This is a genomic window from Pseudomonas sp. W2Oct36, from assembly GCF_041060465.1.
Taxonomy (GTDB): domain Bacteria; phylum Pseudomonadota; class Gammaproteobacteria; order Pseudomonadales; family Pseudomonadaceae; genus Aquipseudomonas; species Aquipseudomonas graminis_B.
Genome location: NZ_JAUERW010000008.1, coordinates 107,835 through 123,301, shown reverse-complemented (window position 1 = coordinate 123,301; position 15,467 = coordinate 107,835). Strand labels below are relative to the sequence as shown.

Sequence of the window (15,467 nt, the reverse complement as noted above, 5' to 3'; positions counted from 1 at the left end):
TCCCGTCTAATCTAGATTGACTGTTGATTGATACCTGGATTAGATCAATGTTCGAGCTCGCCCAGCTGCGCTGCTTCACCACCGTTGCCACCGAACTCAACTTCCGCCGGGCTGCCGAGCGGCTGAACATGACCCAGCCGCCCCTCAGTCGGCAGATCCAGTTGCTTGAGCATTCGCTGGGGGTTCAGCTGTTCAACCGCAACACCCGCAGCGTCGCGTTGACCGCGGCGGGCCGGGCGTTTTTCATCGAAGCGCAGACGCTGCTGGAGCGGGCGCATCAGGCGGCCATCGCGGCGCGGCGCTTTGCCGAAGGCGACATCGGCTCGGTCACTATCAGCTTCGTCGGCAGCGCGGTGTACGAGTTTCTGCCACGGGTCATCGCCGAAGCCCGGCAGAACCAGCCCCACGTGAAAATCTCCCTGACTGAACTCAACACGTACCAGCAACACGAAGCCCTGCGCGCCCGGCGCATCGACCTGGGCATCGTGCGGGCGCCGCTGCTGCAGCCCGGTTACGAGACCGAATGCCTGGTCCGCGAGCCGTTCGTGCTGGCGGTGCCCAGCAGTCATCCGCTGGCGAACGCCCGGAACATCAGCGTGCAGGACCTCGACGCCCAGCCCTTCCTCATGTACTTGCACTCGGCCTACCCGCCGTTCAACGAACTGCTCACCGGCATGTTTCGCTCGGCGCAAGTGGCGCCCGAGTACGTGCAGTGGCTGGGTTCGTCGCTGACCATTCTGGCGCTGGTGAATGCCGGCATGGGCCTGGCGCTGGTGCCGCGCTGCGCCGCCAACGTGGTGTTCAAGGGCGTGACGTTTCGCGACATCGATCTGGGTGAAGGGGTGCAGAGCGAGCTGCATCTGGTGTGGCGCTCGGACAACGACAACCCGGCGTGTCAGATGCTGCTGGAAGCGATTCGCGCCGCGGTGAAAGCCGAAGGGCGCACCGCGCAGTAGGACCGGCTAGAACGCCGACTTGTGGGACCGGCTTTAGCCGGGAAAGCGTCAGTGGGCACCCCGCAGAAGTGGTGCCCGCATCTGTTTCAACATTCAGGTGCGCTGGGCGACCGCCGACGCGTCCAGCGGCGCGGCATCCTCCGGCGTCGTGGAAAACGGCTCGATCTTGCCGACGATGAACAAATAGCTGAACGCCCCCAACAGGGCAAACGCCCCGGCGGTCATCAGCGGCGCGGTGAACGAGCCGTTGCCGATCACCAGCATGAAGCCGGTGAAGGTGGTGATGAAGATCCCGGCGGTGTTCGACGCGAAGTTCTGGATGCCGCCGATCGACGCTACGTGGGCAGGCGACGGCGCCACATCAGCCGGCAGGCACCAGATGCTCGCGCCGGCGAACGCCAGGCTGGCATAGGCCAGACTGAAAAAGCCGAGCATCGCCCAGGTGCTGTCAACGAACACCGACAGCGAAATGCTTGACGACATCAGCATGCCGCCGACGATGCAAGTCTTGCGCGCGGCGGTCAGGCTCCAGCCCCGGCGGTACAGCGCGTCGGACGTCAGTCCGCCGATCCAGCCACCGACGATGGACGCCACCGCCGGGATGGTGCCCAGCGTACCGAGGGATTTCAGCGAGAAACCGCGCTCGGTGACCAGGTAGGTCGGGAACCAGGTGATGAAGAAATAGATCACGAAGTTCAGGCAGAAGAAGCCCAGCATCATCCCCCACAGGGTGCGGTGGCGAAACAGCGACGCCCATTTCACTTTCGGCCGCGCGGCGAGGGTTGCCGCCTTGCCTGCCTCATGCTGCTCGATGGCCGCAACGGCTTGGGGCTCTTTGTAGATCAGAAACCAGCCCACGACCCAGATCAGGCCCACCGCGCCGGTGATGATGAACGACGCGCGCCAGCCCCACAGCTCGATGATCAGCGCCACCAGCGGGATCGACAGCGCCGAGCCGACCCGCGAACCGCTGTCGAAGATGCTGGTGGCAAAGCCGCGCTCCTTGACGTCGAACCACTGGCTGACGATTTTCGCGCAGGACGGATACGCCCCCGCCTCGCCCACGCCGAGCATCAGCCGGCAACCGAACATCGACGCCAGGCTGCTCGCCGCCGCCGTGGCCGCCGTGAACAGCGACCACCAGGCCACCGCGAGGGGCAGCGCGATGCGCGCGCCGACCTTGTCGACGAACCAGCCAAACGGCATTTGCATGAGTGCGTAGGTCCAGAAGAAGCCGCTGAGCAGCAGGCCCATTTGCCCTGAGCCCAAGGCGAGTTCTTTCTGGATGTAAGGGGCGGCAACCGCGAGGTTGGCCCTGTCGATGTAGTTGATGGCCACCGCGAGGAAGCACAGAAAAATTACCAACCAGCGCCCTTTCTGCATGGCGAGTCCTCCTAATTATTTTTATGAGTAAGACGTCGTTAGAGCTTCGCATAGCGCCCTGGCCTTGATTCACACGCTGCTCAACGAGGGATAAAGCACCCGTCGAGAACCGCGGAATTGGCCTGACCAAATATCCGAATGCAGCGGATACTAGACCCGCAAATCGGGTTAGGGAAATCAAAACGGCGATTTATTTGCGGCTTTATGGCTGGACGGTCGGAATTTGCATAATTTGGCCTGACCAATCTATTCTGCTGCGCAAGCCACCTCGGGCCGCTGGCGGCGACGCACTGGCGGTCTTGAGCGGACTGCCCCCCATAACAACAAGGACTGCGCAATGAAGATGACCTTCCGTTGGTACGGCGACAGCGATCCCGTCACCCTGCCCTACATCCGCCAGATCCCCGGCATGACCGGCGTGGTCTCGGCGATCTACGACATCCCGGTGGGCGAGGTCTGGCCGCTGGACAAGATCGCCGCCCTCAAAGCCACGGTGAATGCCCACGGCCTGGAGCTGGAGGTCATCGAGAGCGTGCCGGTCCACGAAGACATCAAGCGAGGCCTACCTTCCCGCGATCAGTTGATCGACAACTACGGCCAGACCCTGCGCAACCTGGCGGCCTGCGGGATCAAGGTGGTCTGCTACAACTTCATGCCGGTGTTCGACTGGACCCGCTCGACCCTGGCCATGGAGCTGCCCGACGGTTCGACCACCCTGGCGTTCGACGTGGCGGTGATCGAGCAGGCGAACCTGGACAACGGCATCAGCCTGCCCGGCTGGGACGTCAGCTATGAGCCGGAGGTCCTGCGCGCGTTGATCAACGAATACGCCCAGGTCGACGAAGCCACCCTGCGCGAACGGCTGGCGTACTTTCTGGAGCGCATCATCCCGGTTGCAAAAGACGCCGGCATCAAGATGGCCCTGCACCCGGACGACCCGCCGCGCTCGATGTTCGGCATGCCGCGGGTGGTGAAGAATCGCGAAGACCTGGCGCACATTTTGGCCATGGTCGATGACCCGGCTAACGGGTTGACCCTGTGTTCAGGCTCCCTCGGCGCCGATCTGGGCAATGACCTCCCCTCGCTGGTGCGGGAATTCGGCGGTCAGGGGCGCATTCACTTCGCCCATCTGCGCAATGTGAAGGTCAACGAAGCCGGTGATTTTTTTGAGACCGCACACCGCTCCGAAGACGGCTCGCTGGACATGGCCGAGATCGTCAAGGCTTACGTCGAGACCGGCTTCGAGGGCTATTACCGCCCCGACCACGGACGGATGATCTGGGGCGAAACCGGCAAGCCGGGCTACGGCCTCTACGACCGGGCGCTGGGTGCGGTGTACCTGAATGGCTTGTGGGAAGGGATCCGCAAAACGATGGCGTGAGGCTGAGGACTTTTGAACAGCACCGCCTTGCGACGGGCGACTGTTAACGCAGCTCCGCATCCATCCCGTCCAGCCAGCGCGCTTCGGAGCGGCGCAGGTGTTCGCGCATGGCGGTCTGGGCGCCAATCAGGTCGCGGGTCTGGACGGCGTGCAGAATGGCTTCGTGTTCGGCCACGGCCATGGCCCAGGTTTCGGTGGTTTCGGAGTGTTCGCTGACATGGGCGGTCAGCGGGCTGTACCGCTCTTCGAACAATGAGGTGATGATGCGCACCAGGGTCGAGTTGCCGCTCATTTTCGCCAGCCGCTGGTGGAACTTGCGGTCGTCGTCCAGCGCCGGCACGCCTTTGAGCGCCCCCTCGCGCATCTTGTCGATGCAACCCTGCAGGTAGCGAAAATCAGCCTTGCTGCCGTGCAGACAGGCCAGCATCACGCTCTCACCTTCGATCAGTGCTCTGGCCTGCATCAGCTCGGACGGGCTCTCGCCCAGCGTGCGGGTTTTGCCTTTGACCCCGAGCAGGTGCTCACAGACGTAGATACCGGAACCCATGCGGATTTCGACGCTGCCTTCGATTTCCAGGGCGATCAGGGCTTCGCGAAGGGATGGCCGGGAGACGCCGAGCAACTGCGCCAGATCGCGCTCGGGAGGCAGGCGCGCGCCAGGGGCGATGCCATGCTTGCGAATGTGCTCGCGCAATCGGTCGGCGGTGATCTGGTACAGGCGGCGTTCGGGTGCGGGGCTTGGCGCGGTCATCAATCACGTTCCATCAGGATGCGCCGGAGGATATCACAGGCGTTGGGGCGCCTTGTGGCGGGGCCGTGCACGCGGTCATCACTGGATGCACGCGATCTTTTAGTTTGATTGTTCCCACGCTCCGCGTGGGAACACATCCCCTGACGCTCTGCGTCACAGGAGGGGACGCGGAGCGTCCCGGGCGGCATTCCCACGCGGAGCGTGGGGACGATCATCAGTGGATGCATCCTATTTAGTAGGACCGGCTTTAGCCGGGAAGAGGCCGGCGCGTTCACCCTCAATTTTGCGTTGTGCCCACCGACGCCTTCCCGGCTAAAGCCGGTCCCACTATTTAGTGCGCGGTGTGTCAGGCGGGATCAGTCCGGCAACGCGCCCTCGAGCTTCGGCTGCTCCAACCCCACAATTCGCCGCCCCATCTCCACCACCGGCAAGAACCTGCGGCGTTTCTTCTCTTCGTGGTTTTGCGCGATGTCGGCAATCCGGTGCTGCAAGAACGGGTTGAGAAAACGGTCGCGGACGCTTGCCAGATAGTTGTGCGCCTGATCCCCTTGGCCCTTCGCCGCAAACACGGGCAGCACCTCCCGCTCCCACAGATCCTCCAGGCTCCCGCGCAGCAGCGGGTCGTTCATGGCCTCAAACACCGTCTCGCCCTCAGGCCGGCCATCTTTCGACCAACGTTCGGCCAGCCAGGTGTGCCCCAAATTCAGCATGAACAGCTTGAACTGCTCGTACTGCTCCAGCTCATCCGTCACCACCACACAAGGATGCCTACACGGCACCACCAGCCCAGGCTGACGCTCAATCGCCCAGATCGCGTACGGCTCGGCAATGGCGCCCACCGGCTGGATGGGCTGCGAGACGATGCGATCCACCAGGGAATTCGCCCAGCGGCAGGTGTCGCGCAGGTAGTGCGCAAACCCGGCGTCGATGCCCCACTCCACCGCCAGTTGAATGATCAGGTCGCGCAGCACATCGCCATTGCGTGACACCAGCTCACAGGGAAACAGCGACAGCGGCGCATCAGGATTCTCCAGCCAGCGGTCATGGAGCAACACCAGCAGTTTCGCCGGAAAACTCCGGGGCGTCGGCGCATCGGCGGCCAGGCAAGAGGCCGTGTCCGCCGCCTCCAGCACATAGCCTTTGTCGCCAGTGTTAGAGATCACCACCTGCACGTCGTGCCGAATCGCCTGACGAATCACCGGCCAGTCAGGGCCGGCTTGCAGCGCGCCGGCAATGGAAGTGGACCAAAACTCCTCGTTCACCGTGCGACCGTTTTCTGCGCCCTGAATGCGCACCGGATAACCCGTGCCACCGGCCAGCGCCTGCACCCGCTGCGCGCTGTCGGCGCTGCCAGTGGTTTGCACGACGGTGATTCTGCCCAGCGCTTCGCCCTTCTCCAGGGCCTGGGAAATGAACAGATCGGCATGGGCCTGGAGAAAACGGCTGGTGCCGAACTGCAGGATGGGGGTGAACGGGGTTGCCTGCATGCCCGCGCCTCCTAGCATTCGACGATGGCTTTGACGACCCGCTGCGCAGGGTCGAGCAGCGTGGTGAAGCGCTCGGTCACTTCGCTCAGGGCCATGCGGTGGGTATTGAGCGCGGCGTCCGGGATCAAGCCGTCGCGCAGACATTGCTCGACGTAGCGGAAGTCTTCGACGGTGGCGTTGCGACTGCCCATGAGCGTCGCTTCGCGCTTGTGAAATTCAGGGTCGGAGAAGCTGATGGTGTCGCGGACGATGGACACCAGCACGTATTTGCCGCCGTGGGCGATGAATTCGAAACCGCGCTCCATGGCCTTGGCGTTGCCGGTGGCGTCGTACACCACATCGAAGAATTCGCCCTCGGTCAGTTGCTCCAGTTGCTGCTTGTCGTCTTCGCCGATCAGCACGGCCGAGTCGATCTGCAGGTGCTGCTTGCAGAACGTCAGGCGGTCCTCACGGGTGTCGAGCACCGTGACTTTCGCGCCCCGCAGACGGGAGAAAATTGCCACCGCCATGCCAATCGGGCCGGTGCCGACCACCAGCGCCCGCTGGCCGGCTTGCACGTCCGAACGACGCACCGCATGGGCGCCAATGGACAGAAACTCGATCATGGCCGCCTGATCCAGCGTCACCCCGTCCGCCTTGAGCACGAAGTTGTGGGGCAGGCTCAGGTATTCGGTGAATGCGCCGTCGCGATGGACGCCCAGCACTTGAATGCGCACGCAGCAATTGGTCTTGCCCTGGCGGCAGGCAATGCAGTCGCCACAGGACAGGTACGGCATCACATAGACCACGTCGCCCGGCTCTAGCCCGCTGCCCGCCTCGCTTTGCTCGACAATGCCGGAGAATTCGTGGCCCATGACCCGGGGGTATTCGAGGAACGGCTGGTTGCCGTTGAAGATATGCAGATCAGTGCCACAGACCCCGACCCGCTTGATGCGGACCAGCGTCTCGCCGGGTGCCCGTTCGGGTTTCGGACGGTCAAGGGCCAGCAGGGAACCGGGTTTTTCGCAGACGACGGTGAGCATCTTCTCTCTCCAGACCAGGCACGCCGGTATCGCTGAAACGGCCAGAGCCGCAGGTTACCGGGCAGTGATCTTGTTGTTGTGAGGTGGCGGATGGATTCTGGAAGCGCGGGCCGCAGCTGCAGTGGCTGCAGCCATGACAAGCGCGGCGATGCAGGAAAAAATGACACAGCCGCCTGACCATTGGCAAGACCAATTAATTTATTTAGGTATTGGCCTTACCAAATAAGTCATTTGAGTTTTCAGCGCGATCACCAGCGCTACGGCTGTAAATCCCAATAGCCCATGGTTATGATCGGAGCCCATGACTTCCCCATTGCCGATCCGCTCACCCTGCCCGCCCGGCGCCTGTAAATGCGACCGCGACCGACTGTTGGAGCTGGAGGGCGCGGACGTGCGCATCCTTCGCCTGACCCGTCAGGAAGAGAAACGTCTGCTTGAGCGGCTGGAAAATATCGCCACGCTGGAAGATCTGCAGCGCCTGCAAGCGCGGATGTTCGACCAGTTGGGCATCCGCCTGGACATCGGCCCCGGCTTCAATGAAGTGCGCAGCATGCGCGGCATGGTCATCGACATCGCCGAGCTGCCCGGCATGTGCCGCAAAACCCGCGCCGCCATCCCCGCCGCCATCCGCCGCGGCCTGGAAAAGAATCCCGAAATCGCCTGGCGCCTGCTCGACGCCCACGACTTGTTTCGGGATGCGTGAATGCGGTGAGGACCTGGTATTAGAAATACCAGACTCAGCGCGCCCTTACTCCTCCCAGTCCGCCTTGTCGATCTTCAACCCGTGCAGACCGTTGTACGCCGCCCGTTTGGGCTGCTCCCAGCCTTGCAGCAACGCCGCATCAATGTCGTAGATTTCTACACCCAGCGGCCGGCAAACGGTCAGCGGGTCCTGGGCATCCGGGCCCCACATCGGCAGGGAAAGGTCGCCGCCGGGACACGTCGACAGCGCACAGAGCAGGTCGATTTCGGCGAAGAATTCCAGGTAATCCCCCTGTTTGGCCGGGCAGGCTTTCATGAAGTACAGGTCGTCGTGATTCAAGCCGGTGCACTGGAAGATATTCAGCACGTCGTGCACGTCGAATTCGGTCAGGCCATGGGGCAACACGGCGCGAGTCAGATTCGAATGGCAGTGGTGGTGAAAGTCTTCGCCGGTGAGCATCTTGTTCACGTAGGGATCGCAGCGGGTGCCGAGCAGGTCATGCAGCCGACCGCCGTGCTCGTCGATGCCGTAACTGGCGAGGCTGTCGTCGGTGATGGTGATCATCGGCCGCAGGAACGGCAGGTTCGACCACAACCGGTCGTGGGTCGTGACATGGGCGCCCTGCAATTGCCGGGTGCGCGCCGCCCACAGGCGCTCGCGGGGATCATCGGCGCTCCAGACGTTGAAGTCGCCCACTTGCGGGCCCACCGGGGTGGTAACGCGGAACACCTGACCGGCCTTGACCTTCCACGCTCGCCCGGTGCGGATCGGCACTTCGAACTGCTCGACCAAGGTGCGACTGTCCTGCGCCTCGCGGATGCGTTGATAAAACGCCGTGTCGACTTGCAGCGCCGAGCCTTTGCTGACCTGATAAGCAGCGGGATAGTCTTTGAACATGGGTGCTCCTGGCGAATGATGGGGGTCGGACACACTGGCCACAGCACAGCCCGTGCCAAATGCGTTGAGTCGTTGAACACGCAAAACCACGACGTTTATTTGGAATTTAATTTCCATCTGTACAAGCAATAGAACTGCGACTAGCATTGCGACAGCCTCACCGAGGCCCCGAATCGACCTCAACAAGACCTCATCGAGAGGCTTCAGGGGATTCACATGCTCGACCGCGCCAGACGTTTTTCCATCAAGCAGATCGCGACTCAAGCCGGCGTAAGCAAGGCGACGGTCGATCGCGTCCTGCATCAGCGCGGCAGCGTGCATTACCAGACCCACCGCCGCATCCATCAAGCCCTCGAAGAGCTCGAAGCCCAGGAAAAGTCCGGGCCTGCGGTGGGCCGCACCTTTCATATCGACGTCATCCTGCACACGCCCAAGCGTTTCAGCGATGCCGTGCAAGAGGCGGTTCTCGCCCAGCTCGGCAGTCTGGCGCCGTTTCGTATCTTTCCGCGCTTTCACCTCCATCAGGCCATCGGCCCGCAGCAGATGCACGACCTGATTCTGCGTTGCGTCGGCAAAGGCAGTCAGGGCCTGATCATCAAGGCCGCGGACGAGTTGCCGATCAACGAAGCGGTGAATCAGGCGACGGCGGCGGGTGTGCCGGTGGTGACGTTTGTTTCCGACCTGCCCCAGAGTGAGCGCATCGGTTACATCGGCATGGACAATCGCACGGCCGGGCAAACGGCGGCGTATCTGATGTCGCGCTGGCTGGCCGACGAGGCGCAAGACGTGGCCGTGGTGATCAGCAGCGAGCTGTTTCGTGGCGAGGAAGAGCGCGAGATGGGTTTTCGCACCTGGCTGCGCAGCCGTGCCGCCCATCTGCGCGTCGTTGACGTCACCGGAGGGTTCGGCGTGCATGAGCCGACCTTTGAAAAAGTGACCCGGGCGCTGCAGGACAATCCGTCGATCAAAGCCATTTACAGCGTTGGCGGCGGTAACCGCGCCATCGTCGAAGCCTTCGCCGCACTGGACCGCCCCCTGGAGGTGTTCATCGGCCACGACCTCGATCAGGAAAACCGGCAACTGCTGGCGGAAGAAAAGATTGCCGCGATCATCGATCACAACCTGCACGTAGATGCCCGCAATGCGTTTCTGCACATCCTGCAGTTCCATCGCCTGTGGAAGGCGGTGCCGATTCCCGTGTCCCACGTGCAGGTCGTCACGCCGTTCAACCTGATGCACTGATGTGCAGCCGCACCCGTTACGCCGATCACCCCATAACAACAATCCCGGAGATCCACCCATGCTACGCATTGCTGTCCTCGGCGCAGGCCGTATCGCCAACATCCACGCGGCCAACGTGGCCGCCAATCCCGACGTGAAACTGGTGCTGATCGCTGACCCATGGCGCGAAGGCGTCGACGCCCTGGCCGGCAAGCTGGGTTGCGCCGCGGCCTACGATTGCGCCGACGCCATTGCCCGGGACGATGTGGACGCGATTGTCATCGGCACGCCGACCGACACCCACATCGACCTGATGCTGCGGGCGGTGAAACTGGGCAAACCGGTGCTGTGCGAGAAACCCATTGACCTGGATTTCGCCAAAGCCGCCCGCGCGGTGGAAGAGATCGAGCGCCTGAACGGCAAGGTGATGCTTGGGTTCAACCGCCGTTTTGACCCGGACACCCTGCAGATGCGCAAAGCCATTGCCCGTGGGGACGTCGGTGAGGTCCGCCAGGTGGTGATCACCAGCCGCGATCCAGGGCTGGCGCCGGTGGAGTACCTGACCCACTCCGGCGGCATCTTCCGTGACATGACCATCCATGATTTCGACACCGCACGGACGTTGCTCGGCGAAGAACCCATCGAAGTCATCGCCATCGCCAGCCGCCTCGTGGAACCCGCACTGGCGCAGATCGACGACTACGACAGCGTGATGGTGCTGCTGCGCACCGCCTCCGGTAAACAGTGCCACATCAACTGCTGCCGCGAGGCCGTGTACGGCTATGACCAGCGCCTGGAAGTGTTCGGCTCCAAGGGCATGATCCTCAACGACAACCATCGCCCGAGCACCGTGCGCAGCTACAGCGCCACGCAGACCGAAGTGCGCGAGCCGCTGGAGAACTTCTTCCTCGAGCGCTACGCCGCTTCCTACCGCATCGAGCTGAACCAGTTCATTGACGCGGTGCGCGGCAACCAGACCCTGCCGACCAACGCCCGGGATGGCTTGAGAGCGCTGCATCTGGCCAACTGCGCCATCGAGTCGATCAAGACCGGGCGAGCGGTGAAAGTGGACATGTGAATCCTGCGGTGCCCATCGCCCGTACTTGGGTGCGGGCATGATGAACGCCCGGCGGATCATTTGAAATCGCGACTGCGCACGTCGAGCCCGGTGAGCATCGGCGTGAGGTCGAACAATCGCTGGGCGATGACGTGGCGTACGCCCTTCTGGAATTCGAACTTGCCGAACACCTGCATCAACTGCGACCCTACCAGCACCTTGCGTTGACGCTCGGCCAGATCACGCCAGACCACCACGTTGATCATGCCGTGTTCGTCTTCCAGGGTCACGAAGGTCACGCCGCTGGCGGTGCCGGGCCGTTGTCGACCGACGACAAGCCCGGCGACGCTGAAGCTGCGGCCGTGTTCTTCATCCAGCAAATCCTTTGAACTGCGAAAACGCTTCGCCGCCAGCTTATGGCGCAGCAGGGCCAGCGGGTGCGGGCCGAGTGTGGTGCCGAGGGTGTCGTAATCGGCAGCAAGGTCCTGGGCGACACTGGGCAGCGGCAGCGCGACCTGGGCCTCTTCGCCAAAACAGTCGTCGCCGAACAACGGACGCTGCATCTCGACGCCGGCGATCTCCCAGCGCGCCCGGTGCCGATGCCCCACCAGCCCCCGCAGCGCACCGGAATCGGCCAGCGCAGCACGGGCGCGATTGTCCAGCTCGGCGCGGATGCACAGGTCGGCCACGTCCTTGAAAGCACGTACGCCGCGCGCCTGTTCAATACGCTTGGCGTCCTCCTCGCGAAAGCCGCGGATCATGCGCAGACCCATGCGGATCGCCAGGTTCTGGTTGTATTCCCGGCCGGCCACAGGCTCGAGTGAACAGTCCCAGTCGCTGTACCGCACGTCCACCGGGTGCACGTCGATCTGGTGGCGCCGTGCGTCCTGCAGCAGTTGATCCGGGCTGTAAAAGCCCATGGGCCAGCTGTTGATCAGCGCGCAGGTAAAGGCCGCTGGCTCGTGGCATTTCAGCCAGCAACTGGCGTAGGTCAGCAAGGCGAAGCTGGCGGCGTGGGATTCCGGGAAGCCGTAACTGCCGAAGCCCTTGATCTGCTCGAAAATCCGCTGGATGAACTCGTCGGGGTAGCCCTTTTCCTTCATGCGCTCGCTGAGGCGAATGCGATGGGGCTCGAGACCGCCATGGCGTTTCCAGGCCGCCATGGAACGGCGCAGTTGGTCCGCCTCGCCGGGCGAGTAATCCGCGGCGACGATCGCCAGTTGCATGACCTGCTCTTGAAACAGCGGCACACCCAACGTGCGCTCGAATACCGCTTTCAGTTCTTCGGACGGGTACGTCACGGCCTCTTCGCCGTTCTTGCGGCGCAAGTACGGATGCACCATGCCGCCCTGAATGGGCCCGGGCCGGACGATGGCCACCTCAATCACCAGGTCATAGAAAGTGTTGGGCTTGAGGCGCGGGAGCATGGACATCTGCGCCCGGGACTCGATCTGGAACACGCCGATGGTGTCGGCGCGGGTGATCATGTCGTAGGTCGGTTTGTCCTCGGCGGGGATGGTCGCGAGGGTCAGGTCGTAACCGCGATAACCCCTGACCAGGTCGAAGGTCCGGCGCAGTGCGCTGAGCATGCCCAAGGCCAGAATATCGACCTTGAGCAGGCCCACCAGATCGAGGTCATCCTTGTCCCACTGAATGATGGTGCGGTCCACCATGGCGGCGTTTTCCACGGGCACCAGGGTTTCCAGCGGATGCTCGGAAATCACAAAACCGCCGGGGTGCTGGGACAGATGCCGGGGGAAGCCGATCAGTTCGCCGGTCAACGTCAGCACACGTCGCAGAATCGGGCTGTCAGGCTCGAAACCGCATTCCCGGAGCCGTTCGGCGGGCGGCATGTTGTCGCTCCAGCGGCTGAAACAATCGGCCAACGCATTGATCTGGTCGGGCGGCAAACCGAGGACCCGCGCCACATCCCGGACGGCCCCCGCACCGTGGTAGGTACTGGCAACGGCGGTGAGCGCCGCCCTGCCCCGGCCGTATCGACGGAACACGTATTGCAGCACTTCCTCGCGCCGTTCATGCTCGAAATCGACGTCGATGTCCGGGGGCTCGTCTCGCTCTTGCGAGATGAAACGCTCGAACAGCAGGTTGCTTTTTGACGGGTCCAGCTCGGTGATGCCCAGGGCGAAACAAACTGTGGAGTTAGCCGCCGAGCCACGGCCCTGGCAGAGGATGTGCTGACCGCGGGCGAAGCTGACGATGTCGTGCACCGTGAGGAAGTAACTCTCGTACCGCTTGGCCGCGATGACCTTCAGCTCTTTTTCGATGTTGCTGCGGGCGACCTCCGGCACGCCCTGAGGCCAGCGCCGACTAGCGCCCTGCTCGGTCAGGTGCCGCAACCAGCTGCTGGGGGACTGGTCAGGCGGCACCAGCTCATGGGGGTATTCGTAGCGCAATTCACTGAGGTCGAAGGTGCAACGCCGGGCGATGTTCAAGGTTTCAATCAGCAGGCTCGCCGGGTAAACCTCGCTCAATACCGAGAGCGGCCGCAGATGCCGCTCGCCGTTGGCAAACAGCCGATGCCCCGCTTCGGCCACGGTGGTGTGGTGGCGGACGGCGCTCATGGTGTCCTGCAACGCTCGACGACCGCGGGCGTGCATGTGCACGTCTCCACTGGCGACGGCAGGAATCGCCATGGCCCGCGCCATGCCGAGCAAGGTGTTGAGGCGCTTTCGGTCATCCGGACCGCAATGCAGTTCGACGCTCAGCCACAGATTCTGCTGAAAGATCCCCCGTAGCCATTCGCCTTGCTCCCGTCGGGTCGGGATGTCCTGATCAAGATCAGGCAGCCACAGCGCCAAAAGCCCTGGGACCGGCTGCTGAAAGTCCTCGTGCAGCAGCCGGTATTCGCCTTTCTTGCTGCGGCGCCGCCCTTGGGTGATCAAGCGACACAAGGCCTGGTAGCCGGCGAGATTCTCCACCAGCAAGACGATTTTCGGCCCGTTCTCGATGGTGATTTCGCTGCCTATGATCAGTGGCAGCTCACATTCCTTTGCGGCCTGCCACCCACGCACGATGCCCGCCAGGGTGCATTCATCGGTGATCGCCAGCGCTTGATACCCATGCAGCTTTGCCCGCTCGAACAGCTCCTTAGCACTCGACGCCCCGCGCTGAAAGCTGAAATTCGACAGGCAATGCAGCTCGGCGTATCCCCCGCTCATGCGAACCAGCCGTGCAGCAACAGGCTGCTGTCGCCGACGCTGCGGTACGCCCAGCCACGCTGGCCGTTACGGGTTTCAACCAGGTAGTAGTCGCGGCGTACATCGCCGCCGTCCCACCAGCCCGACTCAATGCGCTCCGGCCCCGCCAGCACACGCACGCCGGGCTCGGTCAGTAACTCGGGCTCCGGCAATAGCCAGCCGGGGCGCGGTACTTTGTGGAGCAGCGCCGGCGGTTTGCCCGGGCACGCGGGCAACGAAGCACACTCGGGGCGATGGTCGGCTTGAAAGCCCAGACCGGCGACCGCTTCGTCCCCAAGCCGTGCGCGCAGGCGCTCGCGCAGCTGCTCCCACGGCATGGTCTGCTGCGGACGGTCGTCGAACAGCTCGCGGTGGGTCGGCACGAACGCCGGCAGATCCTTGGCCTGCAATCGCAACGCGCGGACCGGAGACGGCACTCCAATTTGTTCCAGACGACCCCGTGCCAGCTCGAACAGCATGTTGGCTTCGCGCTCGGCGCTGAGCAGGCCGACGGGAATTTGCGTGTCCGGCGCAACGCTACCCACGCTTGGCACGTGTTCCAGATGAATCACAAAACGTTGCACGCCGCTGTCGCGTCCGGCCAGAAACACCGCCAGATCGGCAATCATGCGCTTGAGCGGGAACAGCAGCGCCTGATGGGATTCGACGTCGAAGTTGAGCTCGATGCGGGTATCGAAACGGTCAGGCGGCACATAACACTCCAGCCCCATGGGCCTGCGCCCGAACAGCGTATCGAGGTGTTGCAGCACGGCCGCCGGAAAACGCCGGGCCAGGGTGTCACGGGGCAAGCCATGAACCTGGCGCACGCGATGCAGGCCCATGCGCGCCAGTGCAGTGGCGACTTCGGCTGGCAGGCCGATGCGGTTGACCGGCATCTGTGCCAGCACCTCCTGCAGCGTGTCGGCATCGGTCACGGCCAGACCGTCATGGGCGTTGGCGAGCATGCGGGCCGCCAGCGGATTGGGCGCCGCGACGATGCGGTGGGTGAAGCCCAGCTCGGTCAGCTCCTGACGCAGTCGCGCCTCGAACACCGGCCACGGACCGAACAGGCCGAAGCTGGATTCCACCTCCATCAACAGCACGCGCGGGTACTTGAGGCTGACATGGGAACTGAAACGGTAGGCCCAGGCCGCCAGCAAACGGTGCCAGCGCTCGGTTTCGTCCGGGTCGTATTCGACGGTGGCGAATTCCCGGGTCATGGCGTGGGCTGCGGTCAGAGACTGGCCGGCACGCAAGCCCATCGCGCGGGCGGCCGGGTTGACCGTCTGCAGCACCCGGCGCTGGGCCGTGCCGCTGATCAGAGCCAGCGGTTCTTCAGGGTTTTCGCGACGGCGCATGACGCCGTCCAGCGCCAGCTGCGGCAGGAGGACACAAGCCCAGAGCATGGCAAC

Annotated in this window: 12 protein-coding genes; 5 read left to right on the top strand and 7 right to left on the bottom strand. The window is 63.4% G+C overall.

From position 1 onward, the window contains the following. Nucleotides 1–47: 47 nt before the first annotated feature. Complete coding sequence (locus tag QWI18_RS13330) at nucleotides 48–956, top strand: LysR substrate-binding domain-containing protein (RefSeq protein WP_369319025.1); 909 nt, start codon at nucleotides 48–50, stop codon at nucleotides 954–956. 93 nt (nucleotides 957–1,049) lie between these two features. On the opposite strand, the gene QWI18_RS13325 is transcribed toward QWI18_RS13330, so the two are convergent. After that, nucleotides 1,050–2,339 carry an MFS transporter gene (locus QWI18_RS13325; RefSeq protein ID WP_065990385.1) on the bottom strand — a complete coding sequence of 430 codons (1,290 nt, stop codon included), beginning with the start codon at nucleotides 2,337–2,339 and terminating at the stop codon, nucleotides 1,050–1,052. A 337-nt stretch (nucleotides 2,340–2,676) separates the two neighbouring features. Here QWI18_RS13325 and uxuA point away from each other — a divergent pair, with 337 nt between their 5' ends. Further along, nucleotides 2,677–3,720 carry a mannonate dehydratase gene (uxuA, locus tag QWI18_RS13320; RefSeq protein WP_296311488.1) on the top strand — a complete coding sequence of 348 codons (1,044 nt, stop codon included), beginning with the start codon at nucleotides 2,677–2,679 and terminating at the stop codon, nucleotides 3,718–3,720. Nucleotides 3,721–3,763: 43 nt separating this feature from the next. Here the strand turns inward: uxuA and QWI18_RS13315 are convergent, their stop codons facing one another. The 3 genes from QWI18_RS13315 to QWI18_RS13305 all read right to left on the bottom strand — a co-directional run bounded on the left by QWI18_RS13315 (nucleotide 3,764) and on the right by QWI18_RS13305 (nucleotide 6,980). Continuing rightward, nucleotides 3,764–4,471, bottom strand: coding sequence for a FadR/GntR family transcriptional regulator (locus QWI18_RS13315; RefSeq protein ID WP_065990381.1), 708 nt, complete (start codon nucleotides 4,469–4,471; stop codon nucleotides 3,764–3,766). 356 nt (nucleotides 4,472–4,827) lie between these two features. Next, on the bottom strand, nucleotides 4,828–5,958 hold the full coding sequence (locus QWI18_RS13310) for a mannitol dehydrogenase family protein (protein ID WP_369319024.1): 1,131 nt from the start codon (nucleotides 5,956–5,958) through the stop codon (nucleotides 4,828–4,830). 11 nt (nucleotides 5,959–5,969) lie between these two features. Beyond that, entirely contained in the window at nucleotides 5,970–6,980 is a 1,011-nt protein-coding gene (locus tag QWI18_RS13305; RefSeq protein WP_369319023.1) for a zinc-binding alcohol dehydrogenase family protein, read from the bottom strand. 301 nt (nucleotides 6,981–7,281) lie between these two features. Between QWI18_RS13305 and QWI18_RS13300 the strand changes: the two genes are divergently transcribed. Next, nucleotides 7,282–7,683: a hypothetical protein gene (locus QWI18_RS13300; RefSeq protein WP_192136043.1), complete on the top strand. Its 402-nt coding sequence runs from the start codon at nucleotides 7,282–7,284 to the stop codon at nucleotides 7,681–7,683. A 45-nt stretch (nucleotides 7,684–7,728) separates the two neighbouring features. Here QWI18_RS13300 and QWI18_RS13295 read toward each other — a convergent pair whose 3' ends face one another. Beyond that, a complete protein-coding gene (locus QWI18_RS13295; protein WP_296307139.1) occupies nucleotides 7,729–8,580 on the bottom strand; it encodes a DUF1989 domain-containing protein in 852 nt (283 codons plus the stop codon). Nucleotides 8,581–8,796: 216 nt separating this feature from the next. Between QWI18_RS13295 and QWI18_RS13290 the strand changes: the two genes are divergently transcribed. Both QWI18_RS13290 and iolG read left to right on the top strand, forming a co-directional pair. Continuing rightward, nucleotides 8,797–9,822 (top strand): LacI family DNA-binding transcriptional regulator, encoded by a 1,026-nt coding sequence (locus QWI18_RS13290; RefSeq protein WP_369319022.1) that lies wholly within the window; start codon nucleotides 8,797–8,799, stop codon nucleotides 9,820–9,822. A gap of 58 nt (nucleotides 9,823–9,880) precedes the next feature. Further along, nucleotides 9,881–10,879, top strand: a complete 999-nt coding sequence (gene iolG, locus QWI18_RS13285; RefSeq protein ID WP_296307140.1) for an inositol 2-dehydrogenase — start codon at nucleotides 9,881–9,883, stop codon at nucleotides 10,877–10,879. Between the two features lie 56 nt (nucleotides 10,880–10,935). Here the strand turns inward: iolG and QWI18_RS13280 are convergent, their stop codons facing one another. Next, complete coding sequence (locus QWI18_RS13280; RefSeq protein WP_369319021.1) at nucleotides 10,936–14,037, bottom strand: error-prone DNA polymerase; 3,102 nt, start codon at nucleotides 14,035–14,037, stop codon at nucleotides 10,936–10,938. Beyond that, nucleotides 14,034–15,461, bottom strand: coding sequence for a DNA polymerase Y family protein (locus tag QWI18_RS13275; protein WP_369319020.1), 1,428 nt, complete (start codon nucleotides 15,459–15,461; stop codon nucleotides 14,034–14,036). Before QWI18_RS13275 ends, QWI18_RS13280 begins: the two co-directional genes overlap by 4 nt. Between the last annotated feature and the right edge of the window lie 6 nt (nucleotides 15,462–15,467).

Excerpts from the sequence above, each read along its gene's own strand:
- QWI18_RS13330 (WP_369319025.1), top strand. The coding sequence starts at position 48 with ATGTTCGAGCTCGCCCAGCTGCGCTGCTTCACCACCGTTGCCACCGAA.
- QWI18_RS13325 (WP_065990385.1), bottom strand. The coding sequence starts at position 2,339 with ATGCAGAAAGGGCGCTGGTTGGTAATTTTTCTGTGCTTCCTCGCGGTG.
- uxuA (WP_296311488.1), top strand. The coding sequence starts at position 2,677 with ATGAAGATGACCTTCCGTTGGTACGGCGACAGCGATCCCGTCACCCTG.
- QWI18_RS13315 (WP_065990381.1), bottom strand. The coding sequence starts at position 4,471 with ATGACCGCGCCAAGCCCCGCACCCGAACGCCGCCTGTACCAGATCACC.
- QWI18_RS13310 (WP_369319024.1), bottom strand. The coding sequence starts at position 5,958 with ATGCAGGCAACCCCGTTCACCCCCATCCTGCAGTTCGGCACCAGCCGT.
- QWI18_RS13305 (WP_369319023.1), bottom strand. The coding sequence starts at position 6,980 with ATGCTCACCGTCGTCTGCGAAAAACCCGGTTCCCTGCTGGCCCTTGAC.
- QWI18_RS13300 (WP_192136043.1), top strand. The coding sequence starts at position 7,282 with ATGACTTCCCCATTGCCGATCCGCTCACCCTGCCCGCCCGGCGCCTGT.
- QWI18_RS13295 (WP_296307139.1), bottom strand. The coding sequence starts at position 8,580 with ATGTTCAAAGACTATCCCGCTGCTTATCAGGTCAGCAAAGGCTCGGCG.
- QWI18_RS13290 (WP_369319022.1), top strand. The coding sequence starts at position 8,797 with ATGCTCGACCGCGCCAGACGTTTTTCCATCAAGCAGATCGCGACTCAA.
- iolG (WP_296307140.1), top strand. The coding sequence starts at position 9,881 with ATGCTACGCATTGCTGTCCTCGGCGCAGGCCGTATCGCCAACATCCAC.
- QWI18_RS13280 (WP_369319021.1), bottom strand. The coding sequence starts at position 14,037 with ATGAGCGGGGGATACGCCGAGCTGCATTGCCTGTCGAATTTCAGCTTT.
- QWI18_RS13275 (WP_369319020.1), bottom strand. The coding sequence starts at position 15,461 with ATGCTCTGGGCTTGTGTCCTCCTGCCGCAGCTGGCGCTGGACGGCGTC.